The sequence below is a fragment of the Pseudomonas sp. B37(2017) genome (assembly GCF_002112885.1).
Classification (GTDB): domain Bacteria; phylum Pseudomonadota; class Gammaproteobacteria; order Pseudomonadales; family Pseudomonadaceae; genus Aquipseudomonas; species Aquipseudomonas paraglycinae.
This window is the reverse complement of sequence record NZ_NEIX01000004.1, coordinates 287,430-312,116: the sequence shown is the minus strand read 5'-3', so window position 1 is coordinate 312,116 and position 24,687 is coordinate 287,430. Positions and strand designations below refer to the sequence as shown.

Annotated in this window: 15 protein-coding genes and 1 pseudogene; 9 read left to right on the top strand and 7 right to left on the bottom strand. The window is 60.3% G+C overall.

From position 1 onward, the window contains the following. Window positions 1-789: 789 nt before the first annotated feature. The 3 genes from CAF90_RS13240 to CAF90_RS13230 all read right to left on the bottom strand — a co-directional run bounded on the left by CAF90_RS13240 (window position 790) and on the right by CAF90_RS13230 (window position 5,491). Complete coding sequence (locus CAF90_RS13240) at window positions 790-1,164, bottom strand: DUF6124 family protein (protein WP_085607027.1); 375 nt, start codon at window positions 1,162-1,164, stop codon at window positions 790-792. Window positions 1,165-1,581: 417 nt separating this feature from the next. Then, complete coding sequence (locus CAF90_RS13235) at window positions 1,582-3,993, bottom strand: glucose/quinate/shikimate family membrane-bound PQQ-dependent dehydrogenase (protein WP_085606814.1); 2,412 nt, start codon at window positions 3,991-3,993, stop codon at window positions 1,582-1,584. Window positions 3,994-4,129: 136 nt separating this feature from the next. Further along, on the bottom strand, window positions 4,130-5,491 hold the full coding sequence (locus CAF90_RS13230) for a carbohydrate porin (protein WP_085606812.1): 1,362 nt from the start codon (window positions 5,489-5,491) through the stop codon (window positions 4,130-4,132). 300 nt (window positions 5,492-5,791) lie between these two features. Here CAF90_RS13230 and CAF90_RS13225 point away from each other — a divergent pair, with 300 nt between their 5' ends. Both CAF90_RS13225 and CAF90_RS13220 read left to right on the top strand, forming a co-directional pair. Further along, window positions 5,792-6,022 (top strand): VF530 family DNA-binding protein, encoded by a 231-nt coding sequence (locus CAF90_RS13225; RefSeq protein WP_007956650.1) that lies wholly within the window; start codon window positions 5,792-5,794, stop codon window positions 6,020-6,022. Window position 6,023: 1 nt separating this feature from the next. Further along, complete coding sequence (locus CAF90_RS13220; protein ID WP_085606810.1) at window positions 6,024-6,662, top strand: Pr6Pr family membrane protein; 639 nt, start codon at window positions 6,024-6,026, stop codon at window positions 6,660-6,662. Window positions 6,663-6,679: 17 nt separating this feature from the next. On the opposite strand, the pseudogene CAF90_RS13215 reads toward CAF90_RS13220, so the two are convergent. Both CAF90_RS13215 and CAF90_RS13210 read right to left on the bottom strand, forming a co-directional pair. After that, window positions 6,680-7,464, bottom strand: a pseudogene (locus tag CAF90_RS13215) (siderophore-interacting protein). Then, entirely contained in the window at window positions 7,461-8,036 is a 576-nt protein-coding gene (locus tag CAF90_RS13210) for a PadR family transcriptional regulator (protein WP_011335784.1), read from the bottom strand. The pseudogene CAF90_RS13215 and the gene CAF90_RS13210 overlap by 4 nt, the downstream one beginning before the upstream one ends. 492 nt (window positions 8,037-8,528) lie before the next feature. Between CAF90_RS13210 and CAF90_RS13205 the strand changes: the two genes are divergently transcribed. From CAF90_RS13205 to CAF90_RS13175, 7 genes are all read left to right on the top strand, one after another. Continuing rightward, window positions 8,529-9,023 carry a CS1 type fimbrial major subunit gene (locus tag CAF90_RS13205; protein ID WP_085606808.1) on the top strand — a complete coding sequence of 165 codons (495 nt, stop codon included), beginning with the start codon at window positions 8,529-8,531 and terminating at the stop codon, window positions 9,021-9,023. Between the two features lie 109 nt (window positions 9,024-9,132). After that, window positions 9,133-11,655 carry a CS1-pili formation C-terminal domain-containing protein gene (locus CAF90_RS13200; RefSeq protein WP_085606806.1) on the top strand — a complete coding sequence of 841 codons (2,523 nt, stop codon included), beginning with the start codon at window positions 9,133-9,135 and terminating at the stop codon, window positions 11,653-11,655. Window positions 11,656-11,657: 2 nt separating this feature from the next. Continuing rightward, window positions 11,658-12,875 (top strand): hypothetical protein, encoded by a 1,218-nt coding sequence (locus CAF90_RS13195; RefSeq protein WP_309475625.1) that lies wholly within the window; start codon window positions 11,658-11,660, stop codon window positions 12,873-12,875. 44 nt (window positions 12,876-12,919) lie between these two features. After that, the gene (locus tag CAF90_RS13190) at window positions 12,920-13,663 is read left to right on the top strand and encodes a pilus assembly protein (protein WP_085606802.1); all 744 of its coding nucleotides are present in this window, start codon (window positions 12,920-12,922) and stop codon (window positions 13,661-13,663) included. 32 nt (window positions 13,664-13,695) lie between these two features. After that, the gene (locus tag CAF90_RS13185) at window positions 13,696-14,196 is read left to right on the top strand and encodes a CS1 type fimbrial major subunit (RefSeq protein WP_085606800.1); all 501 of its coding nucleotides are present in this window, start codon (window positions 13,696-13,698) and stop codon (window positions 14,194-14,196) included. Window positions 14,197-14,228: 32 nt separating this feature from the next. Beyond that, window positions 14,229-14,732 (top strand): CS1 type fimbrial major subunit, encoded by a 504-nt coding sequence (locus CAF90_RS13180; protein ID WP_085606798.1) that lies wholly within the window; start codon window positions 14,229-14,231, stop codon window positions 14,730-14,732. A gap of 51 nt (window positions 14,733-14,783) precedes the next feature. Further along, complete coding sequence (locus CAF90_RS13175) at window positions 14,784-16,034, top strand: hypothetical protein (RefSeq protein WP_085606796.1); 1,251 nt, start codon at window positions 14,784-14,786, stop codon at window positions 16,032-16,034. A gap of 62 nt (window positions 16,035-16,096) precedes the next feature. On the opposite strand, the gene CAF90_RS13170 is transcribed toward CAF90_RS13175, so the two are convergent. Beyond that, complete coding sequence (locus CAF90_RS13170; protein WP_371915858.1) at window positions 16,097-21,073, bottom strand: NEL-type E3 ubiquitin ligase domain-containing protein; 4,977 nt, start codon at window positions 21,071-21,073, stop codon at window positions 16,097-16,099. A gap of 226 nt (window positions 21,074-21,299) precedes the next feature. Next, window positions 21,300-24,425 (bottom strand): transglycosylase domain-containing protein, encoded by a 3,126-nt coding sequence (locus CAF90_RS13165; RefSeq protein WP_085606792.1) that lies wholly within the window; start codon window positions 24,423-24,425, stop codon window positions 21,300-21,302. Window positions 24,426-24,687: the final 262 nt, after the last annotated feature.

Genomic DNA, 24,687 nt, shown 5'->3' with positions numbered 1-24,687 from the left:
AGGGGTTTGGGTTTTGGACTTGGCGGCCTTTGGGCCGGCCATGCTGGGGATTTATCGAGTACATATCCGTTTCTTCGAGTGCGCCCGCTGGCGGTTTCGCCCTTACGGCGACTCACTTTTTTGACAAACGCCTCAAAAAAGTAAGCAAAAAAAGGCTTGTCCCAACGTTCGGCCCGCTCGCTGAGGCTCGGGGTTCCTTCGCTCCGGGATTCATCCGGGGGCATCGCCTCCGGTTTGCTTCGCTGCACCTCCTCTCGATGTGTTCGACTGCGTCGAACGGCGCTGCGCGCCTACCCCCGAATGAACCCCTCCACTCAGCCTGCCGACGGGACCTGTGGATCAAGATCAAGAGCTTTGTCGAGCTAACGCTCATCCTGTTTTTTGGGGGAGCCATGCGCGGGTTGGTCGACCGGGGAATGGAACCTGGCAGGGCGTAGACCCTCCCGCGCATGGCTGTAACTTGATCGTTCCCACGCTCTGCTTGGGAATGCAGCCCGGGACGCTCTGCGTCCCAATCGAGCTGCCAGCGAATGCAGTCTGTGGCTGGCAGTCGATTTCGTCAGGGTGGCTTTGATCGTTCCCACGCTCTGCGTGGGAATGCAGCCCGGGACGCTCTGCGTCCCAGTCGATCTGCCAGCGAATGCGGTCTGTGGCTGGCAGTCGATTTCGTCAGGGTGGCTTTGATCGTTCCCACGCTCTGCGTGGGAATGCAGCCCGGGACGCTCTGCGTCCCAATCGAGCTGCCAGCGAATGCGGTTTGTGGCTGGCAGTCGATTTCGTCAGGGCGGCTTAGCTGTGTGTTGGGTAACGTTGTACTTCGACGTTATCCAGTACTCGATTCACCGCCAGTTCCGCCAGCATGATCACCTGCTGAATCCCCAGGATCCGGTGCCGCTGCGGCGTATCGACAAAAGCCGCTACATCACTGGCCATGACACTGGCTGTGGCCAAAGACTCACACGCATGAGCCAGGAGGGTTTCGTCGTCCATGTCCGGGGAGATCTGGAACATCTGGCTCGGTCGGCGGCCGGGGCATTTTTTGGGGATGGGATTGAAATGGTGGTCGAGCGCGCGTTCGGCGGCGTCGTGGAGTTTCTTTGAATCAGGGGATTCGTATGGCGAGGTGTCGTTTGATTCGGGGGGATTGGGTGTTGGTTTTTTCATGGTGTAACTCCGAATGAGAAGTGGAGCTACCTGCTCGATCACCGCGACGTGATAGAGGGAGGCAGCTGTGCGCGGGGTCGCGGACCGAGCCATTCGGCAACCTCGGCATACCCGAAGGTATCCCGCGCACAGCCACCATCAAACCAAACGAATACACCTGAGCGTTTCAGTTTGGGCCGGCGATTATGCATCAAATCGAATGAACTGCTCGGGCCGCGACGCCCGTTCGCTGAATTTGCAGCGACCCCCAAAGCCTATCCACCCCATTTCCGACCCACAACCGACGCGACATGTCAGAAACATCCCCTGCAAACACCCCGTCTGTAGGACATAAACACCCCGTTAAAAAACCGCAGCCCACAAAAAAAGGCGGCACCCCTCACAGGGCATCGCCTTTCTTTTTACCGCCGCTAAAACTTATTCCGGCAGTTTGTACGCAATCACATAGTCACCCATCTTGGTGCCCAGCGAGCCGTGACCACCCACCACGAGCAGGACGTATTGCTTGCCGTCCTTGCCGGTGTAGGTCATCGGGGTCGCTTGGCCGCCGGCAGGCAGACGCGATTTCCACAGTTCTTTACCGGTGTTCACGTCGTAGGCGCGCAGGTACTGGTCCAGCGTGCCGCTGAGGAAGCCGACGCCGCCGGCAGTGACGATCGAGCCGCCCATGCTTGGTACGCCCAGGGTGAAGCCGATCGGGATTGGCGAGCTGTCGCGGCTGGTGCCGTTTTTGCGTTTCCAGACGACTTTGCCGGTGGTCAGGTCGATACCGGCGACGTAGCCCCAGGCCGGGGCTTGGCACGGTACGCCCAGTGGCGACATGAACGGGTGCATGATCACCGCGTATGGCGCGCCGGTGTTCGGTTGCACGCCGGCGGTTTCGCTCTCGCGTTTGCTGCCGGCGGCGACTTTTTCGCGTGGCACCATTTTCGAGACGAAAGCCATGTAGTTCGGGCTGGTGAACAGCATCTGGCGAACCGGGTCGACCGAGACGCCGCCCCAGTTGAACACGCCGACGTTACCCGGGTAGATCAGGCTGCCCTGTTCCGACGGAGGCGTGTATTGGCCTTCGTAGCGCAGTTCCTTGAACTGGATGCGGCACAGCATCTGGTCGAACGGGCTGGCGCCCCACATGGCTTTTTCGGTCAGTTCCGGGGCCAGCAGGTTCAGGTCCGAACGGGCCTGGGTCGGGGCGGTGTGGTCGCCTTTCACGGCACCTTGCGGCACCGGGATTTCCTGGATCGGGATGATCGGCGTGCCGTCACGACGGTCGAGGACGTACAGGCTGCCCTGTTTGGTCGGGGCGATCAGCGCAGGTTTCACGCCGTCGGCGGTTTTCATGTCCAGCAGGGTTGGCTGGCTGCCGACGTCCATGTCCCACAGGTCGTGGTGGGTGAACTGGTAGTTCCAGCGCACTTTGCCGGTGCCCAGGTCCAGGGCTACTACGCCGGCGCTGAATTTCTCGGCGCCCGGGGTGCGATCAGCGCCCCATTGGTCTGGAGTCTGGTTGCCCAGTGGCAGGTAAACCATGCCGAGCTTTTCATCGACGCTGGCCAGCGACCACATGTTCGCCGAGTTGCGGCTGTAGGTCTGGCCCGGGGCCAGAGGCTCGGTGGCGTCCGGGTTGTTGCTGTCCCAGTTCCACACCAGATGACCGTCGCGTACGTCGTAGGCGCGGATCACGCCGGACGGTTCGTTGGTCGACTCGTTGTCGGTGACGTGACCGCCCATGATCACCAGATCACGGGTGATCGCGGCTGGCGAGGTGGAGTAGTAGCCACCCGCGGTGAACGGGCCGATGCCTTGGGTCAGGTCAACCACACCGTTGGTGCCGAAGCCTTCGCAGATCTTGCCGGTGTCGGCGTTCAGTGCGATCAGGCGTGCATCGGCGGTCGGCAGGTACAGGCGACGCGGGCAGGCCTGGGCGACGGCTTTGCCGGCCTCGGAGATGACGGCGGACGCAGCGTTTTCAGACTTGGCGTAAGCGGCTTCGTCGTAGTACGACACGCCACGGCAAGTCATGTGGGCGAAGCCCTTGAAGCCGACCGGGCTCTTGATCTGCGGGTCGAAACGCCACAGTTCCTTGCCGGTGTCCGGGTCCAGCGCCAGCACTTTGCTGTGCGCGGTGCAGGCGTAGAGCATGCCGTTGGCTTTCAGCGGGGTGTTTTCGTTGGTCAGCTCGACCGGATCATCGGCAGTCGGCAGGTCGCCGGTCTGGATGCGCCAGGCTTCTTGCAGCTTGCCGACGTTGGCCGGGGTGATTTGCTTCAGTGGCGAGTAACGGTCACCGAATTCGGTGCGGCCATAGGCCTGCCAGTCGCCGTCCGGCATTTGCGGGGCGGTGCTGGTGGTGTCGGCGGTGTCGCGACCCAGTTCGCCGAAGGTTTCGCCCGGGTGGGTGAACAGGCTTGCCAGAGCGGTGACGCCGGCCAGAATCACGGCCACGGTCAGGCCGCCGGTGCCCATCGGCGCCGGGCCTGCGAGCAGCAGCGGGCGACGGAACCACGGCAGCAGCATCACGAAACCGAGGACAAACCACAGCGCCAGACGTGGCACCAGTTGCCACCAGTCCAGGCCGACTTCCCACAGCGCCCAGACGGTGCTGGCGAACAGCACGATGGCGTACAGGCCCAATGCTGCGCGACGGCCCATCAGCATCAGAATGCCGGTCAGCGTGATGCCGATACCGGCCAGCAGGTAATACAGCGAGCCGCCGAGCGTACTCAGCTTGATTCCCCCGGCCAGCATGGCCAGGCCCATCAGCAGAAGCAGAATGCCGAGCAGGTTCGGCAGAAGACGGCTTCGACTCGAAGCACCTTCAGTGCTCATAGTGTGGTTCTCCGTGACGTTTCAAGTAGTCCCGCGCTGTAGTCACTGTAGATGACGATCGGGCGCGGGCATGGTTCAGATAAAAACTTGTCTTGCTATCGAATTTCATCTGCAGGCCTGAGCGGCCTGCATTGGGTTAGAACGACGACTGGATCTTGATCCCGCCGATCAGCGCGTTGTCGACCTTGTCCACACCGCCGGGATGGCGGATGTATTGCAGGTTCGGGCGCACGGTCAGCCAGTTGGTGACGTGCACGCCGTAATAAAGCTCGGCGCTGTATTCGGTGTCCTGCGGCGGCAGGAACGACGGATCGTCATAGTCGTAGACGGCGCGGGCCTGGTTGGTCGCTTCGGCATTTTTGCGGTAGGCCGGGTTGACGTGGACGCGGGCCAGGGCAAAGCCGATGTCGTCCTTGGCGCGGGCGTCGAACAGGCCTTTGTAGACCACGCCGGCCTGGACGTAGTTGTCGATGGCGTTGGTCTTCTTGTCGTGCATCGTGCCGTTGGCGAACACGCTCAGACCACGGGAGTTGTCGCTGGCGACGCTGGTGACCTGCTGCTGCACGCCGAGCCACACGCCGTGTTTGCTCGAAGCGCTGCGATAGGCTTCGCCGCTCAGGGCAGCCGGCTGGCCGTTGCTGTCTTTATAGGCGTCGGTGGCCTTGGCGTTGCTGTAGTAGTAACCGGCGCGGTATTCGCCCGGCAGGCCGTTGAGCTTCGGCTTCCACACCAGTTCGATCGGCAGGATCGCGCCCTGGGTGCCGCTGCCGCTGAGCTTGAAGCCGTTGCCGCGATCGAGGTTCGACGGGTTCTGCTCATAGGCGCCGATTTGCGCGTACAACTCTGGCGTCAGGTGATATTTGACGCGCATTGCCCATTGGCTGACCGGCCAGTTGTACCAGATGCCACCGACCCAGTTGCCGACCTGCGAGCCGCAAAACGCCAGGTTCTGGAAGTCGCACGGGAAGGTGTTGAAGTCTTCGCCTTCGCCGAAGCGGCCCACCTTGATGTCGAGCTTCTGGTCGAAGAATTTCTGCTGATACCACAGCTGCGTCAGGCGGGTGGTCTGGCCACGGCCCCAGACTTCCTGAGCGGACGTGAAGCCACCGACGCGCGGGTCGTTGATGCGGTCGTTGCTGATGTTGTTGCCGCTGCGCTTGGTTACGGTCAGCTGGAATTCAGCGTCGTTCCAGCCCAGCAGTTTTTGCAGGTCCAGATGAGTGCCGAGGCCCCATTGGTCGCTGTAGCGCGCGGTGCGGTCGTGGTCGTAGCCGCCGTGCAGGTTGCTGCCCATTTCGCCGGTGTAGTCGAGCTTGAAGTCGATACCTTTTGCCGCGAGTTCGCTGCGGGTGCCGTTCCAGTCACCGAGCATCCACGGTGATTCACTGTCGAAGGCCGGAGCGGCCTGGGTGCAGGTGGCGAGGCCAAGGGCGGTGCAGCCGCCGATCAGGCGCAGGGTTGAGATAGCGCTGTCTCGGGAGAACGGAAAATCGGGCATGAATAGGGTCTTTCTTGATCTTTTTGGGGGATAAGCTGGCCGCTACGATTTGACGCAGGCAGTGAAGCGATTCAGCAGAAGGGCGGCAGGATAATGTCCTGTTACAAAAACACAAAGTGCTTTTGCAGACATGAACCCTTTCGGATTCGGTAACAGTGCGGCAATACAGCGCATTGCGGGCGTTGGCGCAGGCTGCGATCTTCTCCGGTTGGCCTACATTTAACCCAAGGCCTTCCACCCGCCCATGCCCTCGGCTAAGGTGCGCGGCTTCTGCATTTTCACTTCGCCCAAAGGCCCGGCATGAACGACCACAACCCCGATCCGCTGCACGGCGTGACCCTCGAACAGATCCTCAATGCACTGGTGACCCACTACGAATGGTCGGGCCTGGCCGAGCGCATCGACATTCGTTGCTTCAAGAGCGATCCGACCATCAAGTCGAGCCTGACCTTTTTGCGCAAGACGCCATGGGCGCGGGAGAAGGTCGAACGTCTGTACGTGAAACTGATGCGCACCAAGCGACCACTCTGAGATGAACGCCGTACTGCGGCGACGCCTGATCACTTCGGCTGCGGTGCTGGGCTGGGCCGGGCTGGGAATTCAGCTGTACCTGATTTTCTTCGCGCGCCTGAGCGTCGGCGCCAGTCTGCTGGGCGGGCTGGTGAGTTTCTTCAGCTACTTCACCGTGATCACCAACACTTTGGTGGCGGTGGTGCTGACCTGCGCGGTGACCGATCGCGAATCCGCTGCACGGCGCTGGTTTCTGCAACCCTGGGTCAGTAGCGGGATTGCCGTGAGCATTGCGGTGGTGGGCCTGGCATACAGCATTCTTCTGCGGCATTTGTGGCATCCGCAGGGCTGGCAGTTTATAGCCGACGAATTGCTCCACGACGTGATGCCGCTGCTGTTCCTGGCTTATTGGTGGCTGAGTGTGCCGAAGGGCACTTTGCGTCTGAAGCACCTGCCGCTGTGGCTGATCTATCCGCTGGTGTACTTCGCCTATGCGCTGCTGCGCGGGCATTTGCTGGGGGCTTACGCCTATCCGTTCATTGACGTGGCACTGCTGGGTTATCCACAGGTGTTCATCAATGCCGGGGGGATTTTGCTGGGGTTTGTGCTGATTTCGTCGCTGGTGATCGGGATTGATCGTTGGCAGGGGCGGCGCCTTTAGCAGCGCCGCCGCTCGCTTCACTCTTCTTCGGAGCCCTCGGCACGCCAGTACCCGACGGCTTTGACGAACTGTTCATCCAGCCCGTGCTCATCGAGCAGCACTCGGCGGATCTGCCGCGAGACTTTCGTTTCCGTCGCCACCCACGCGTACAGATTGCCCTTGGGCACCTGCAATTGTTTGACGGTGGCCAGCAGATTGTCCTTGCCGCCTTCGCGCAATACCCAGATCACATTGACCTGTGCGGCACTCTCCAGTGTCTGCTGTTCCTTGCCGTTTTCCACTTCGATCACCACCAGCGCCTTGCGATTGGCCGCCAGGCCTTCGAGGCGTCGGGCGATGGCGGGCAGGGCGGTTTCTCGCCGATCAGCAGGTAGCTGTCGAAGATGTCCGGCACGATCATCGAGCCACGCGGGCCGCCGATGTGCAGGAATTGTCCGGGCTTGGCCTGTTCGGCCCAGGTCGAGGCAGGGCCGTCGCCGTGCAGGACGAAGTCGATGTCCAGCTCTAGCTTGTCGAGGTCGTAACGGCGCGGGGTGTAGTCGCGCATTTCGGGCATTGGTACATCGCTCTTGCCGCCGCCGAGCACCAGGGTTTCCAGCGCGGCGGCCTGTTCGGCGCTCTGCGGGAACAGCAGTTTGACGTGATCGTCGGTACCGAGGCTGATGAACCCGGCCAGTTCCGGCCCGCCGAGGGTGATGCGGCGCATGCGCGGGGTCAGGTCGACGACGCGCAACACTTCCAGGCGGCGACGTTTGATTTCGTGCATCACACGATGGATGCCTTGGGTCTGTACTTCAGTCATTCGGCTTTCTCCGGGGCAGATTGAACGGCGGGGCCGTCGACGATGGCTTTGGCAGTGTCATTGAGCAGGTCGCGCACCCGCAGGATTTCTTCCGGGCTCCAGCGCCCGTGGTGCATCTGCAGGGCATGACGCAGGTTGTGCACCGCCTCATGGATTTCCGGCGGCCGGTCGTGGCCGCGCAGTGAGCGCTTGCTGACGTCGATGCGCATGCGCACGCCGTCCAGCGCCACCGCTTGTTCGCTGAGGGATTGGCGACCTGCATCGGTCACCGCGTAGCGCTTTTTGCCGCCCTCGGCGTCGCCGGTGATCATTTCGCTCTCTTCGAGGAATGTCAGGGTCGGGTAGATCACGCCGGGACTGGGGCTGTAGGCGCCATCGAACATGGTTTCGATCTGGCGGATCAGGTCGTAGCCGTGGCATGGCTGTTCGGCGATCAGCGCCAGCAGCAGCAATTTCAGATCGCCGGGGGCAAAGACCCGCGGGCCGCGACCGCCGCGCTCGCGGCCGTGGCGCTTTTCGAAGCCGTCACGGCTGTCGCCGTGGTCGCGGTGGGGGGAATGATGGTCTCTCATTTCAGTCTTCTCTCGTCGTGTTTAGATACAACTTAAGATATATCTTTACGACTGGGCAAGCGCTTTTTGCCGCAGAGCTGACGAGTGGTCGACGGCGAGAAAGGCGCTCCGACGGAGGACCGCCATGGCTTGTTGATCGAGACAGGAATAACCGGAAAGTTAAAGCTATCACTCTATTAATGCTTGAGCTTATATTCTAAAAAGATTAGAAAGTGCTGACCGGTATTGTCGAAGCTGCTGTAACTTTTTTCATGAATAACTGTAGGTAGGTAATGTCTTACAGCTACTTTTATATATTTTGATTTTTTGATGTTTTTTCTTTCGTGTCGCGAGGTTGTTGAACTACAAGCTCGTGGGAAGTTGCCTGCTTACATTCTTGAGACAAGCGTCGATCATGCCCCGGCGTTGAACTTCCATGTTTCGGTACTTATCGACCGGTGTGACATGAACTTCAATGTTCCGATTCCTTAAAAAGAAAACAGGTACTGACCGATGTTCAAGAAAATCGCAATCACCGCTTCTCTCGCTGCCCTGGCCCTGAGCTCGTCCGTGACCTTCGCTGCCGGTGAAGCCCGTCACTCCATCAGCCTGATCGCCCACGTACCGACCAACGGTTTCTACGTGGTGCCGACCGACTCCGACCTGGTCAACAAGGACCAGGACATGAGCTTCCAGCCAAGCACCGGCAAGATGCGTGAAGTCAATGGCTTCTTCGATGTGCGCAATAACAACGGTTCTGTGCATGCCAGCCTGGAAAGCGTGCCGAAACTGATTTCCGGTGCCGAGGCGATCGATCTGCAAGTGCTGTTCAACAACAAGGAACTGACCCTGACCCCGCAAATGGTCGTGGGTGAGTCCGAGTCCGACGTCAACTATCGCGCGCCGCTGAAGATCAGTGCCAAAGGCAGCACTTTCCAGCCGGGTGATTACACCGGTGTTGTCGCCATGACTTTCGATGCCGTGCCGCCGATCGGTGGTGGCAAGTAATCGGTTGATCTGCACTCAACGCAGCTTGCCAGAGTCGCGTTCCCCGGCGGGATAAACAGCAGTGTCTATTCCGCCGGACTTCAACTTTTGTAAATCAGAGTACGAGTTCATGTTCCCGATGACACCCGTCGCGGCTGCGCTTGCGCTGTTGTTTTGTGCCAGCGCAGCGGCCGCCTCCGAACCCGCCGGCACGACTCCGCGCAGTCTGTTGGCGCAGGCCAAAGGTTTGCCGGCAGATTTCGAAGAGCACTTTTTCGATGTGCCGCTGGCGGTGCGGGTCGAACTCGACCAGCAACCGCTGGGGGAAGCGATGGTGGTGTTGTCCCGCGATGATCGCGTCACGTTGCTGGAATTCACCGACACCAGTGAAAACCGCTACACACCCGCCGAACGCGAGAAGTGGGCGGCCTATCTCAAACCTGGCGTGCCGCTGGGCGCGTGCACCGGCTCCTGCCCCGATCAGGTGCTGGCGGTGCATTACAACCTGGAAAATTCGTTGCTCTCGGTTCTCACCGAGAACGCTGAGCGTGACCTGGAAACCAAGCGTTTCTATGACCAACCCGAAGACGGCAGCAGCGGCCTGATGGTGCGCAACCAGCTCAACCTCAATGGTGGCCAGGGTCAGGATCTGGGCGGACGTTTTGGCCTCGAAGCCAGCGGCAGCCTGGGCAACTGGAGCCAGACCTTCAACATGCAAATGGCTCGCCTCGGCGGCCCGGACGACAAGCTCTATCACGCGGTCCACGAGCTCTACACCCAGCGCGAACTGCAAGGCAATTTCTTTCGCCTGGGCTATTTCACCCCCAATTCCGAGGGGCTGACCCGCCAGCCGCGCACGTTCGGCACCAGCCCTGACACGGCGGTCGGCGTGATGTACGGCAGCTCCGACAGCCTGGCGATCAACAACGCTGCGCCCAGCGTCTACCCGATTTACGTCACCGCCAATCGCCAAGGTTCGGTGGAGATCTGGCGCGACGGTCTGCTGATCAACACTCAATCGATACCCGCCGGTTTGCAGACCCTCGACACACGACCGCTGCCCGGTGGGATTTACGAGGTGGAAGTGCGGCTGATCGAAGACGGCCAGATCACGTCCAGTACCCAGGAGCTTGTGTACAAGCCCAGCAACTGGCGCAACCTCGACGAGCGCTGGCGCTACAACCTGTTTGCCGGCGAAGAACAGAAACTGCTGAGCAACTGGGATCAACAGTCCAGCGGCAGTCCTACGGCGGGCGCCTCGCTCAACTACCTGCTGCACCCGCGAGTGATCCTCGGCCTGTCGGCGCGGCAGATTCGCGAAAAGCTGCAATACGGCACATCCATCGACTGGACCCTGGCCAATCACATCAGCCTGTATGCCAACGTCTACAAGACCGAGGATCACGGCACCGGCCTCGATCTGCAGAGCCTGTACAACTACGGTTCCGGCAGTCTGGTGATCAGCCACAACCGCAGCTGGCTCGACACCACCGACCAGTACGAAACCCTGCCGGACGGCACCCGGGTGCGTCAGCGAAATGTGTTCATCGGTGAAACCAGCAACTCATCGCTGGCGCTCAATCACCGGCTCAACAGCCGTAATTCGTTGAACGCACGGGTCTCCCACAGCGAAGGCAATGTCGAAGGCGTCGGCGTGGATCTGGGCTGGACCCGGCGCAGCGAACTGTTCGGCAATGACGCCAATTGGCGCTTGTCGCTGTTCGATCGACCGGGCAGCTACAGCAGTGGCGATGCGCGTAATCGCGGGGTCGACTTGAGCCTGAACATGGCTCTGGGCGCGCCCGGCGAGCAGATCACCGGCAGCATCGGTTCGCGCACCGACCGCGACGGCGGGCGCGACAACAACGCTTCGATCGGCTGGCGCAAGGACCTCAAAGGGCACCTCCTGCAGAACGTCTCAGTGACGGCGTTGACCGACACCTATGGCATCGGCGCTTCCGGCCTGGCCAACTTTCGCACCGACACGATCAATGGCGACGGCTTCATCCAGCGCTCGTCCTACAACGGCAATTTCACCGGCGGTCTCAACCTCGACAGCACACTGGTGGTCGGCGGCCAGCAGATGCTCATGACCAGCGAATACGAAATGCGCGGGGCCGGGATGATTGTCGACGTCGAGTCGGACATCGAGGGCATTGCCTTGCGCGCCGACGACTTCAGCGGCGGCAGCGCAGCGTTGAAACCGGGGCGCAATTTCATTCCTATCACGGCGTATCAGAACAGCTCGGTGAGCTTCGACTTCGAAGGCAACAACGTGCCGGCGGCGACCATCGAACCGGCGCGCACCCGTTATCACCTGAACAAGGGCGGGGTCGACTACCGCAAGATCCGTGTGATGAAAACCCTGACCGTGCTCGGACGGCTGGTCAACGAACAGGGCCAGCCGCTCAAGGGGCATCACGTGATCAACCACGCCAGTCGCGGGGTGACCGAGGTCGACGGCTTCTTCTCGATGGAAATGAACGCCGGATCGCCGACCCTCGAGGTGCGCCAGGATAACCGCCTGCTGTGCCAGTTCCGCCTCGAGGCGGATCAGCACCGCAGCGAAAACAATGTGTTGATGATCGGGGATCTGCGTTGCACACCGGACACCCTGGCCGATGCGACCTCTACCGATCAGAAGGCGGGTTGAGCGTGAAAAAGCTAACCGTATTCATGGCCTTGATCGCGGCACTGAGCCTGCCTTCGGTCGAGGCGGCGAATCAGGAAATCAGGGCATTGTTCCAACCCGACTCCTCGCAGCCGAACAAGAATGTGTTCGTCAACAAGACGCCAAACAGTGGTTATTGCGCGGATTTCCCGAGTGAGTGCGCCAGCAACGGCATGTTCAGCATCCGGGTGCCGATTCGCTTCAGTACGTTTACCCCGCTGTTTTCGGCCAATGGTGTCTGGGTGAAAGTGCCCGCCGCCTGGCAAGTCCTGAACGTAACCAATCAGCAGACCCAGCAGACGCGTGCGGTGGAGGTCCGAATCAGCGGAATCGGCTCGCGCTTTCGCTTGAGCAAGCCCGTCACCGAGTTGACAGGCGAGTCTGATGTGGGGGAGGCGCATCGCAAACTCTGGGAGGGCAGTTCCTGGGTCTACGCCGCGCCCCCCTGCCTCTATAGCGGATGGGGTCTTCCTTCACCGACGACTTATCAGTTTTTCTGGAAGACGCCCGTGCAAGGCAGCTGTATCAAGACTGCCGCGATGGATGTCGGGCATATGGATTTCGAGTATCTCGATATCGCCTACGAGTTGCGCACTCCCGATCCGTTGACCATGCCGACCGGTACGTACACCGGCGCATTGACCTATAGCGTCGGAGCGGGTGGCGCGGACTTCAACATGGGGCCCTTTTTTCGTGCGGATGATTCCAGCCTGACCCTGGACTTCGTGCTCGACGTTCATCACGCCCTGAAAGTCGATCTGCCACCCGGCGGCGACAAGGTGACGATGGAACCGGTTGGCGGATGGCAACGCTGGATCGACACGGGGCGCATGCCGACCGAGATCTATCGCGACCAGCAGTTTTACCTGTCGGCCTCGTCACCCTTCAAGGTGATGATGATCTGCAACTCGCTGGGCGGCACTGAGTGCGGCATCGGCAACAACGAAGTGGGCTTTTCCAAGTTCGAGGTCAAGCTGACCCTGCCCCGAGGTATCACAGGCCCCGGCAACAGCGATGGCTGGTCCGGCACGTTGTCGCACAACACCTGGCTGGGGCCGTTCGAGCCTACTCGTTACGTTGATCGAAAACCCGGCACCTTGCGTTTCCAGATCCCTCGGCGGTGGATCGAATCGCTGCTCAAACCCGGCATGAACGGAACGCTGTGGGGCAACGTCACCATCATTTTCGACTCGGAAGTATGAACCTCCGGGGCTGGCCAATTTTCATTTTCACGAGGTTGAATTCCATGACTCGAATGTTTTTGCTGATGCTGTCCGGCCTGTGTTGCCTGACTGCCCATGCCGGGCCGCAGATCAATGTCGGCACCGTGTACGACTATCTCGACGGCGACAAAAGTACGTACCTGAAGCGTGTTTTCAACAGCGGTGACAGCACCGCTTTCGTCAAGATCAATGTGCTGGAAATCGTCTATGACGCCGACGGCAAACCGCAGGAGATTCCCGTGGTCAATGCGGCCGACGGCGCTTCGCGCAACGGCATCATGGCCAGCCCCGCGCGCCTGATCGTGCCGGCGCAGGGCATGCAGGGCACGCGCTTGCTGTACATGGGCGAGCGGGATCGCGAACGCTACTTCCGCGTGCGTTTCGTGCCGGTCGTGCCGGAAAAGGAAGACGAATTCGTGGTCTCCCAAGAGGAGCGCGAAGACTACAAAAAGTCGTTGTCGGCCGGGGTCAACGTGATGACCGGATTTGGCATCGTGTTTTTCGTGCGCCCCAAAGATGCGCGTTTCGACACGGTGATCAGCGACACGCCCGAACGCTACGAGATCCGCAACAACGGCAACACGGTGATGGTGGTCGACGAATTCAAAAGCTGTTCGGTGAGCAATGAAGCCGATTGCGGCGCGACCACCAAACACCACGTGATGGCTGGCAAAAGCTTCGCCTTTGAAAAAGAAGCCGGCCGCGAATACCGCTTCAAACTGGTGGAAGGCGACAACAGGAAAGACCTCAGGGTCGCGCGCCGCTAAGGCCTCTATCCACGACGCGCCAGGTATCGATCATGAACAAGCAATGCGCCGCTGCGGCACTGATGGCTTTCACCGCCCTGATGAGTATCCCCGCTTGGGCGGTTCGCGAAGAGCTCAACTTCGAAGTGTTCCTGACCATTCCCAGTCGGGCGTTCTACGTCATCCCCGCAGAGTCGGACTGGATTCACCGCCCGCAGCGCCTGCTCTGGGATTACAACACCTCGACCCTGCGCGGCTTGCGTAAATCGTTTGACGTGCGCCATGACAGCAGTGCAATCGAAGCGCGGCTGGAGAGCACCGGACGCCTCTCCAATGGCAGGCTGGGCGAAGAGATCCTGCTGCATGTGAAATTCAACGGCGTGGTGCTGAGCGCAGACGTTCGTCCGCGCGAAGTCCTGTCGCAGGCCGAAGCGGCCGTCGGGAAGCGTGTGCTGCTGGAAATCGATCCGATCAAGCCGCTCGGCGGTTTCAAGCCAGGGGATTACGACGGCACGGTCATGCTGTTGTTCAACGCAAAGGCACCGGGAAGTTGATTGTCACCATCACCCACGCAGAGATCCCAGCCATGATCAAGCGAGTCGCCATCGTACTCTGTCTGAGCGTCCCGACATCGATCCATCCGGCGGTGTTTGCCGCCCAGGAAAAGCACACCTTCGAAGTCTCGGTGGACATTCCGACACTGGGCTTTTACGTGCTCCCCAGCGAAGCCGACTGGATCCATCGTGAGCAGACCCTGCCGTGGGATATCCACACCTCGACGTTGCTCGGTCTGCGCAAGAGCTTTGATGTGAAAACCGACGGCAGTGCCATTGAAGCGCGTCTCGAGAATTTCCCTTACCTGACCGCCGGCGGCGATTCGCGTGACAACATCGTGTTGCGCGTCAGCTTCAACGGCAAGGAACTGGCCCAGGATCCGACGCCCCGGCAAGTGGTGTCCGCAGAGGAGGCGACGGCGGGCCGTCGTGTGCAACTGGAGATCGTGCCTCGCGAGCAGGCCGGTGGCTACAAACCGGGCGAGTACAACGGCACGGTCAATATCGTGTTCAACGTGGCGGCGCCGGCAGGATGAACAGCGCATGCCGAACAAGGACAAACGACCTGACAGGCAAGGAAATAGCCAATGGTTTCAGCTGTGCGCAAGTGCTTGAAGAACAGCGTGTTTTGCTTCTGCGGTGGCCTGCTTTCAACGTCGGCGGCTGCCATCACTCAGGAACTTCGCGCGACCTACGTCCCCGATCCCGCCAACCCGCAGAACAATGGGTTCATCAACCAGACGCCGCAGAGCGGTTACTGCGGCCAGTACCCGAATGATTGTCGACGCTACGACCTTATGGGGGTTTCGTTGCCAATGCGTTTCTCGTCGGTACAGGCAATACGGCCAGAAAGCGCTGAGCGCGACGGTGCGACATTCAAGATGCCGGCGCAATGGCGCAGCCTGACGGTGCGCAATATCGTTACCGGTGAGACGCAAACCGTGGAAATGCGTATCGGTGGCTTCGGTACACGTTATGTGCTCAGTGATACGGCAAGTAATCTGACTGGCGTTTCCGGAGAATACGAAGCGCATAACGCGCTTTGGGCAAGGTCGGGATGGCACGTACCGCCCAGGCCGTGCGAACCCGGTGCAATGTCCTCTTATGGTCCGAACTTCTTTCGTTTTTTCTGGTTTACCCCCGCCGAAAATCTGTGCAGCAAACAGTCTGCATTCGTCATTCCGTGGATGTCCTACGACTATCTGGACGTGGCCTATGAGCTGCGTACACCCAACCCGCTGGGCATGTCGGCGGGAATCTATGCGGGTGAACTGACCTATGGCGTGGGTTCCGGTCAGGACATCGACACGGGCAACAACCTGTTGCCTGACACCTCCAGCCTGACGTTCAGGGTTCTTCTCGACGTGCAGCATGTGCTCAAGGTCGACATCCCGCCCGGCGGCAACAAGGTTGCGCTGGTGCCGCAAGGCGGCTGGCAGGCCTGGTTGCAGCAGGGCAGCAAACCGACCCGGCTGTTTCGCGATCAGACTTTCAATATTTCCGCGTCCTCGCGTTTCAAGATGCACTTCGAATGCGAGCACGCCGCCGTCGGGGCCTGCGCATTGCGCGATACGCTCAGCGGCGCCACCGACGCGCAGGTTTTTCTGAGTGTGAGCCTGCCCGACAGCATTTCCGATATCGCAGGCCAACCGGTGAAGCGCCGCCCCTTGAGCAACAATCCTGATGGCGTGGCGTTTCAACCTTCCAGTTTCATGCAGCGAGCACCCGCGACGCTGCACTTCGAGATTCCGGGCGTGTATGTCGAACAGATGCTCCAGCCGGGAAAAGGCAAACGCTATGTCGGCAACGTCACGGTGATCTGGGATTCGGAGGTTTAGCGCTTGGGCCCTGAAGACTTTTGCAGCGAGGCTTCAGGGCGTGATCGTCATGCGGGCGATATTCAGATTCCGGCCCTGCTCATGGCCTCCCGGGTGAGCTGGCGGCGCAGTTCCTTCTCCTGATAACCGATGTCACGAAGCAGGCGGTCATAGGTTTCGGTGCTCATTTCCATTCCGGTGAAAACCTCCTGTTCGGCAATCGGCAAGCGCTTTGCCAGGTCGCTGAGGGTGCGCCTGCGCAATGCGCGCTCGGCAGGTAACGAGTCGGTTGATTGAGCCCAGTCCCGTTGCGCGGATTTCAGCGCTTCCAGCACGTCGAGCTTTTCCATGTGCAGCTGTTTGTTGGTTTCCATTTCTCCTGGCCAGTTCTTGCGCAAATAGCTTTCCCAGAACGGTAGCTCGATCATCTGATTGACCAGGCCATCGCCTTCTTCTGCCTTGAGCAAAGACTCGATAGCCTTGGCAATGGTCTGATCATCGACACCGGCGACCAGGCGATACCTCATGCCTTCGGATTGCCAGGGCAGCTCCAGTCTGGCCGCCATGCCTGTTTCGTAGGCCAGATGCACTTCGACTTCATCGGGATTGCCCGTGCGGTTCCTGATATCGGCCCGGGCGATTTCAGTGACCTGACCGAGACGCGCCGATCCTTTGGCCAGTGTCACCAGCTTGCGCTCAAGCTCGGCCTGGTTGGTCGAGTACGAGTAGGCTTCGGAAGCCAGCACCTTGACCCCCATGTTGTTGAACAGTTGCGCGCCGGCATCCTCGCAACCTTCAGGATCGGTCGACATCAAAAACAGCTCCTCGCGCAGCGGCGTGTCGATGTCCATCGCACCGATCATCCGCCAGACCCGGTCGGTCAGTTGATCATTGGCTTTGCCGCCAGCGATGTAATCGGCCGAATGGGTCAAGTCTTCGATCACCGAGAAGAAACCGTCGGCGTTTGGCTCCCCGGCAAGGTCGTGCCAGGCCTCGGGGCGATAGGTGCCGAGCCCGGCCGTTTCGTTGCGCAGCGAGGTGTCGACGAATGCGGGCCAGCGCTCGAGCAGATCTTCCGCCGCCCTGTTATACGTCAGGCGTGGATGGATCCCCACCGAAGTCCGGTAATGTTCGTACTTGACCCGAACCGGGTCCGAGAGCCTGTTGGCGTAGACCCGGGTACGGGCGATCAGCCGCGCGTTGTCGGAGCCCGGCGGCACATCCGGGATGCGCTTGAGCGCATTCGCGCCCAGATCAAGAAAGAAGCCGCGTGGCCGGGATTTTTCGAACAATCCCGGTGGCCAGCTCTCGAGGCCGGTGCCGATCAGGCTCAACACCTTGAGCCGTGGCATGCGTTCGACATTCGGCGCAAGGCTCAACGGGTTGTGATCGAGCCTGAGAGTTTCCATGCGCGTCATGTTGCGCAGTTGCTCGACAGTGGTCGGCGTCAGGCGGATCTGGTTGTCGTTCAGGCGCAGGGTTTCCAGCAAATGCATCTTGCCGACAGGCTCCGGCAGAACTGTCAGCCCGCAGTTGCGGGCGCTGAAATGGCGCAGGTGGGGAAGGTCTTTCAACAGGCCGTTCGGCGATTGAGAAAATACCGATCCGTCCAGGTTCAGGGTTGTGACCTGATCGATCCAGGGCTTCAGCTCTTCCGGCAACTGCCGCCACCAACGCTCGATGTCCTTGGGCAACCACTCGCTGGACAGGTCCAGTCGATAGCCTTCCTGCACGCTGAGACTGCGCTCGCCGAACACCTCGGACTTGCGTTCGAAACAGGCCAGCAAGCGTTCGGCGAGAAACTGCCCGCCCTTTTGCTGGTAGTCCCAATAGGCACGTGGCACGTTGCTGTCCGGGTTTTCAGGATCCCAATCAGCCAGGTAGCGCTGACGCCAGGTTTCCAGGGTCTGCTTGAGCTGTTGAATCTCCTGCTCAAGCATCTTGATCTGTGAGTGAGGGGCACCGTTCGCTTGCAGGGATCGACTGAAAGCCAACGCCTCGGCCTGGTCGAAATGCGGGTAGAGGTTCTGGACTTTCTCTTCCACGCTCAACGCTTTTTTCGATTGCCCCGGCCCGCGCAGCAGCAGTTCGGTTTGCAACGGAACCTGCGCGCGAATCGGTGGACGCGCAAGCAGCGTCCTGCGCTCGGCGGGGCGCTCGGTCATGACCAGCACCCATTGTCTGAACAATTGTCCCTGGCCGGCGCGGTAACCCAGCGCGGTACGCTTATCGGCGGGCATGGCCAGCAGGATGGCTTCATACAAGTCTGCGGCAGGATGCAGACTGTCGTTGCGCTCATCGCGCACTTCATAGCGGCCACGCTGATCCCGGACCAGCACGCGCACGATACTGGCCTGCTCGTCGCCCACACTGCAGCGAAGCGCGCCGTCATAGAAGTGCTCGCGTACTTCAATGCGCAGATCGGCGAAGGTATCGGTGCGTTGTCTCAGGACGTTGAGAATCAAGCGCTCGGTATCGGGCAGTCGCAATGCCGGTTCATACAAACCTTCAATGGCACGCGCCGCACTGATTTCAAAGGCGCTTTCCCGGGCCTGATCTTTCAGGCGCAGGGGGATGCGCTGTTCTTCGCGGATGATGGTCTGTTCGGCCGGCGTCGCTTTCTTCAGCAGCGCCTCGGCGACCCGTGAAGGCAATGGTGGAAATTGCTGTTGCAGCAGTTGCACCTGGGCATCGCCACTATGATCTGCGGCCCGATACTGGTAATCGAAAATGTCGGGCGTACGGGTTTCCACGATATCCCCCAGCTGGTTGCGCAACACCTGTGCCCGCTGGCTTTTGGGGTATTGATGGCCGAGCAGGGACTGCATGTCTGCATCGTCGAGAAAGTCCACCAGCCGCTCCGGCAGCTCGCCTGCCAGCAGGTCAGGCATGCCGATGCTCATCGTCTGTTCGGCTGTCGCTTGTGGATTGCCGTACAGGTGAAAGTTGTCGCTCGAATCAGCGGTTTCAAATACTTTCAGCGCCTTGTCGGCAGGCCAGCCGGGCATGTCCGGCACCATCCGGCTGAACCAGTAGGCAGTCGGGGCCAGCGGTTGTCCGGAACGAATCAACTGGCCGACGTTGCGGGTTTCGTCCCAGATCCGGAAACGCGTCAGGGTATCGGACAGGAGCGCCGGGGGTGGCGTGTTTTCCACGTACATCCGGCGCAGTGATTCTGGCGCGGTGCCGCTGATGCTGCGCAGGTGTTCCAGTTCGCTATCGTTGTAGCCGTCAACGCCGGGGCCCAACCGGCGCATCAGGATCGAGCCCTGCCAGTCCTGCGGTGTTTCCCCCTCGTGCACCCACGCACCCTGTCCGTTGTGGCGCAATTGTGGCGAGTAAGCTTGTGGGCGGGTCGGATGCTGGACACGATGGCGACCGTTGCTGCGGTCATATTTCACCGCGTAGTACCGACCGTCGAGGGGCAGCAGCACTTTGTCCGCGTGGCGATACAGCCCGGATGCGGACGGTTTCGATGCGGGCGGTGGGGCAATGTCTGTTTGTGCGTAGGGCGTGAGGTCGGTGTGCCACAAGCGGATTTTTCCGTCGTGTCCCGTCACCGGTTTCATGCTTTCGACCCGTGGCGACAGTTTGAGGATTTTTTGCGCGGCCAGGCCACCGACGACAAATGCCGCCAGTTGCACCACATCGTTGACGACACCGACGACATGCTGCGCAGCCTCGGTCCAGTGTTTATAACCAAGCTCCACTGCGCCTTCGACGACTTCATTGGTCAGCTGAAAAGCCGTGTAGACCAGCATCACAACACCGACATACGGCACGAACGGCATCACGACGAACAACGCGGCGTTGAAAATGTCGCCGGCAATCTTCAGAACGTTTTCCCACCACGCCCAGCGCGCATTGTCGTCGGCGTCGGCGGTCGGCACCGCAATCTGGCGGGCGTCATTGAGGATCTTGTTGAGTCGTTGCTGAAAAAGGTACGTCCACAGCGGCGAGCTGATCGGCGGTGCGCTGAATTGCAGTTGCGGTTTCTCCACCGGTGTTTCCCGCCAGGAGGGACGCGAATCTCCCCGTTCCCGCGGATACCATTTCACGTAGCTCAGGCGTTGTTCGAGCCCGGCGAAAAAATGCCCGCGCTGTTCATGATCGACAAACTGACTGAAGAATTGCCGGTAGCTGAGTCCGGAGGAAGGTGATGTCTGGTTGGTCCGCAGCTGGCGGGTCAGCTCTTGCATGAAGTCCAGGGTCGAGGCGTATTCCTTGAGCGGGTGCTCCGGGTCATGGGGGACATAGGCAATCATTTTTTGCGAGTGTTGCGGCTGTTCCGGATCCGGCCGAATGATCAGGATGCCGGTGAACGTCAGGTCCATCATGCCCAGGTCGCAGACCCGCATCGCCTGGCCGTCCAGCAGCAGATTCTGACGGCCAAGCAGCACTTCGCGGATCAGCCCATGGGCACTGTGACCAATGTCTTTTTTGAGCCGGGCCATTTGCGCGGCAGCCTTGAGCGTCGCTTGCAGGCTTTGCTCGACCCGGGTGCGCAGGTACGTTTCGGCCACCGGTTCCTTGTCCAGCAGAATGCTCTCGAGATGGCGCTTGTAGAGCGCGCCAATGTCCAGCTCCCGGCACAACGCTTGAAACTGGCTCACGCTTATTTTCTGGTTGATCGGCGAGGGGTCGAACAAGTCGCGTGCGACATCGGTTTTGATAATGAAGGTCGAATAGTGTTGATAGCGCTCGTCGCGTGCGAAGTTATGCAATGCCGCATCAAGCATCGAAACGGTTCTGGCCTTGGAGCCTTTGCTGAAGTTGTGGACATACCAGGGCGTTTGAGCCGAGGCATACAGTCTCAGGTAGGTGTTCTTGACGTCGATATCGATCTGGAACTGTTCGAGCAGCTTTGCCTTGAGCAAGGGTTCGGCGAATGCGTACACATCCTGAAGTCGTCCGAGCAGGCGATCGATACGGTTCTGTGCGCCCCACGCCTTTCGGTTATCGGCGGACATTCGTTCCAGCTCGTTGGCCGAAGTCTCGATCATCCATGATTCAAGCTGCAGAGGCGTGTTGCTCAGCGCCTGGGCCCGATGTAACTGCATAGCGCTGAACACCGGATCGATGCGCGATTTAATTAAGTCGTAATGTTGCCCTTTATATATGGATGTTGCAGTCATGGTGCAGGCCTTGAATAAGTAAAGAATTCTCAGCCTAACGTTCAATGAGCGGATTAATTAGTTTAAAAGCCTGCTGCCGAAGTGTCGGGTTAATACCTGATTTATTGAATATTGGAATGCATAAAACACATAACTACTACCTCGGATCAATTCAGTCCGCTGCGGATGCCACCGTCGCCACTTGCGGCGCCAGACACTGCGAATCACTGCCCGGTTGCAGGTACGGCATCAGAATCGGCGCCATGCCTTTGAGCACCTGTACCGGCAGGGCGGAAGTGAACTTGAAGTTCTCCGCCGAGCGCCCCGGCACGAACGCGGTGAGCGTGCCGAAATGGTGGTCGCCGATGTAGAACACGAAAGTCGCCGTGCGGTTGATCGACTTCGAGCTGAGAATCCGTCCGCCGGAGCCGATCGCCTCGATCCGGTTGTCGCCGGTACCGGTCTTGCCGCCCATGGTCAGCGGTGTTCCATCGTTCAGTTTGAAACTGCCGGAAACACGTTTCGCCGTCCCCGAGTCCACCACTTGCGACAGTGCTTCGCGCATCGCCGTGGCGACTTCGGACGGCATCACCCGTTTGCCGACGTGAGGGTCATTGACCAGTTTGGTTTCGTAAGGCGTGCCGGCGGCGAAGTGCAGGCTGTCGATACGCAGGGTCGGCATGCGCACACCGTCGTTGAGGATGGTGCCGATCAACTCGGCCAGCGCGGCGGGGCGGTCGCCGGAACTGCCGATGGCGGTGGCCAGCGAGGGCACCAGGTGATCGAACGGATAGCCGACTTTCTGCCAGCGCTGATGGATCTCCAGGAATGCCTCGATCTCCAGCATCGTGCGAATGCGGCTGTCGCGGGCGCCCTTGTGCTTGCTCTTGAACAGCCAGCTGTAGACTTCCTGACGCTCGAACTGGCTGGCCTTGACGATGTCCTTGAAGGTCGCGTCGGGGTGGTTGAGCAGGTAGCCGATCATCCACAGGTCCAGCGGGTGAACCTTGGCGATGAAACCCTGATCCGGCAGGTCGTAGGTGCCGGGGCCGTAGGCCAGGTAGAGCCGCTCCAGGCGTTCGTCGGTGAGTTTTTCGGTGATTTTGACGCCCTTGAGGTGTGAGCGCACAAAGGTGTTGAAGTCTTCCTGGCTGGCGTTGGGCAGCAGGTAACGGTGCACGGCGGCCATACGGATCGGGGTCGGGCGCATGCTGTCGAGGAAGGTGTCGAGCCGGGCCTGGGTGTCCTTGTTCCGGTACTTCTTCCAGAACTTGAGCAGGAACGAAGTGCCTTCGCGGTCGGCGAACGAGGCGAGGTATTCCTGACGTCGCGGGTCGCGGTCGTCCTTGAGCAATTCGGCGCTGTTGTTGGGACCTGAGTAGGTGGTGTAGCGCACCAGATCGCGCATCAGGCGAATGAACGGCAGGTTGATCGACTCGCGCAGGGCATCGCGCAGTGTTGGCAGGCGGCCGTTGTCTTCCTTGCGGAAGTTATGAAACGTGTGCAGGCCGCCGCCGGTGAAGAACGCCTCGCCAGGGCTGGCCGAGTATTTGCGGTCGAGGGCGGCGGAGAGCATTTTCGACAGGTCGTGATCCTTGTTCTGGATCAGGTAATCGATCACCCACTGGCTCAGGCGATCCTGATCCGGCACGTCGACTTTCTTCAGTTCCGGCACAGTCATGGCGCCGTACTTGTCATGCAGCTCCGCGATGATTTGCAGGTAGGTGGTCAGCACCCGCATCTTCGCCGTGGAGCCCAGTTCCAGTTTGCTGCCTTCGTTGATGTCGAACGGCTGGTCGGTGCTGTCGGTCTGCACCCGCACGCGCGAACCGTCCGGGGTCAGCTCGAACAAGGTGAAGCTGTAGCGCACCTGAGTGGTGCTGGTGGGCGTCAGAAGGCGTTCGCCCATCAGGCCGACTTCGGTCGCGTAGGCCGGGTCGGCCAGTTTTTTCAGGTAGGCGGTGGCCTGGGTTTGCAACTCGCCTTGCAAGGTGCTGGTAGCAGACAGGTCGAGGCGGTCGAGGTCGTACAGCGGACGGTTGAGCATCGACGCCAACCGGCTGCGGGCGACGCTGATGCCCTTGTTGGTTTCGATCGGCTGGATGGTCGGCTGGGTCTGCCAGTCGCGATAGCTGATGGTGCTGGCCAGCGCGGCATCGGCCAGGGCGGCATCGATCACGCCGTTCTGCTTGAGCAGGCGCAAGTGGCTGTTGGTCAGTTCGACCAGCTCTTCGCGACCCTTGGTCAGGTAATGCGAAGGACGACGCTGGGCGATCATCAACGAGAGCATTTCGCGCAGGGCCAAGCCCTTGTCCGCCATGGTCTTCGGATCGGTGGCGGTACTCGCGAGTTTGCGGTTGGCCTCGTTGAAGTCGGCGCCATACCAGACCCGCAAACCCTCGGCCATGCCGTGCACTTCGCCATGACCCGGCACGGCCGACAGCGGCACGCTGTTGAGGTAGTCACGAATGATGTTCTGCCGCGCCGGCAAGGTGTCCGGGCCACCCTGATAGGCGCGCACGCTGGCGGAAATCATCTGGCGGATCTTCTCCGCGCCGGACACCGTCAGCCCGTCGGGCGAGTGGCGGTATTTCTCAAGCTGGGTGGCCAGGGTACTGCCGCCGGCTGACTGCCCCGGCAAGTGCAGCAACTTGGCGACCTGCGACCACGCGGCCATGCCGAAGCGGGGCCAGTCCACCGCAGGGTTGGCCATGGGTTGCTTTGGGTCGAGCAGAAAACGGTTTTCGATGAACAGCAGGCTGTTGACCACCACCGGCGGGATCGAATCGAAACTCGCGTACAGCTGCTGCGGATAGTTGTACTGATACAGCGGCGCGGCGCGGCAATCGGTGATCGACAGCCCGGCCTGGATCTTTTCCGAGTAGGGCACGAACAGGCCCTTGTCGGTGTAGTTGAGCAGCGCCGGGGAGAAGCGCGTCTGCTCGGTGATCACGTAGTTGCGCTTGATCAGCCGCGGCAGGAACTCGTCCAGCGAGCTGTAACCCAGACGCAGATCGAATGGCCCGTTGCCCGGATAGCGGATCGCTTCGCTGGGTCCCGGTTGCAACTCGTACTTGAGCTTGGCGGCGTACTGGCTGACCTCCCGGGACTGAAAACGCGAGGTGCGCATTTCCTTCATCGCAGCCAGGCCCACGACAATCGCAATGATCACCAACAGGAGCCAGAAAGCCTTCCACCCATGCCGGTTACGACGGGGTTTTTCAGGTACAGGCGCTTCATCCACACGTTCAGTCGGAACCACTTTTTCACTCGAATCGGTTTGCCACAAAGCGCCCATAGTCGATTGATCCATTCACGCAGATTGATCGGACTTGACTGAAGCTTAGTCGGTGGTTGGCGCGGGTGAAAAAATTGTGAAGGCGGGACCCTGAACAAATCTGCAAATCTGGCTGCTGCCTTCCTGCAAGTGATCGAAAGCCTGAAAAGGCCGGAACAGAGAGGTCTTCAGGCCGCTGCGACTTTGGTCGCGGCATGACGTTGCACCATTGCTGTGCAATACTCGGCGCCCATTTGCGCGGTGAATAATCCTCGAAATGCAG

Bases quoted from the DNA above. Each gene is read 5' to 3' on its own strand.
- CAF90_RS13240 (WP_085607027.1), bottom strand. From the start codon at position 1,164: ATGAAAAAACCAACACCCAATCCCCCCGAATCAAACGACACCTCGCCA.
- CAF90_RS13235 (WP_085606814.1), bottom strand. From the start codon at position 3,993: ATGAGCACTGAAGGTGCTTCGAGTCGAAGCCGTCTTCTGCCGAACCTG.
- CAF90_RS13230 (WP_085606812.1), bottom strand. From the start codon at position 5,491: ATGCCCGATTTTCCGTTCTCCCGAGACAGCGCTATCTCAACCCTGCGC.
- CAF90_RS13225 (WP_007956650.1), top strand. From the start codon at position 5,792: ATGAACGACCACAACCCCGATCCGCTGCACGGCGTGACCCTCGAACAG.
- CAF90_RS13220 (WP_085606810.1), top strand. From the start codon at position 6,024: ATGAACGCCGTACTGCGGCGACGCCTGATCACTTCGGCTGCGGTGCTG.
- CAF90_RS13210 (WP_011335784.1), bottom strand. From the start codon at position 8,036: ATGAGAGACCATCATTCCCCCCACCGCGACCACGGCGACAGCCGTGAC.
- CAF90_RS13205 (WP_085606808.1), top strand. From the start codon at position 8,529: ATGTTCAAGAAAATCGCAATCACCGCTTCTCTCGCTGCCCTGGCCCTG.
- CAF90_RS13200 (WP_085606806.1), top strand. From the start codon at position 9,133: ATGTTCCCGATGACACCCGTCGCGGCTGCGCTTGCGCTGTTGTTTTGT.
- CAF90_RS13190 (WP_085606802.1), top strand. From the start codon at position 12,920: ATGACTCGAATGTTTTTGCTGATGCTGTCCGGCCTGTGTTGCCTGACT.
- CAF90_RS13185 (WP_085606800.1), top strand. From the start codon at position 13,696: ATGAACAAGCAATGCGCCGCTGCGGCACTGATGGCTTTCACCGCCCTG.
- CAF90_RS13180 (WP_085606798.1), top strand. From the start codon at position 14,229: ATGATCAAGCGAGTCGCCATCGTACTCTGTCTGAGCGTCCCGACATCG.
- CAF90_RS13175 (WP_085606796.1), top strand. From the start codon at position 14,784: ATGGTTTCAGCTGTGCGCAAGTGCTTGAAGAACAGCGTGTTTTGCTTC.
- CAF90_RS13170 (WP_371915858.1), bottom strand. From the start codon at position 21,073: ATGCAGTTACATCGGGCCCAGGCGCTGAGCAACACGCCTCTGCAGCTT.
- CAF90_RS13165 (WP_085606792.1), bottom strand. From the start codon at position 24,425: ATGGGCGCTTTGTGGCAAACCGATTCGAGTGAAAAAGTGGTTCCGACT.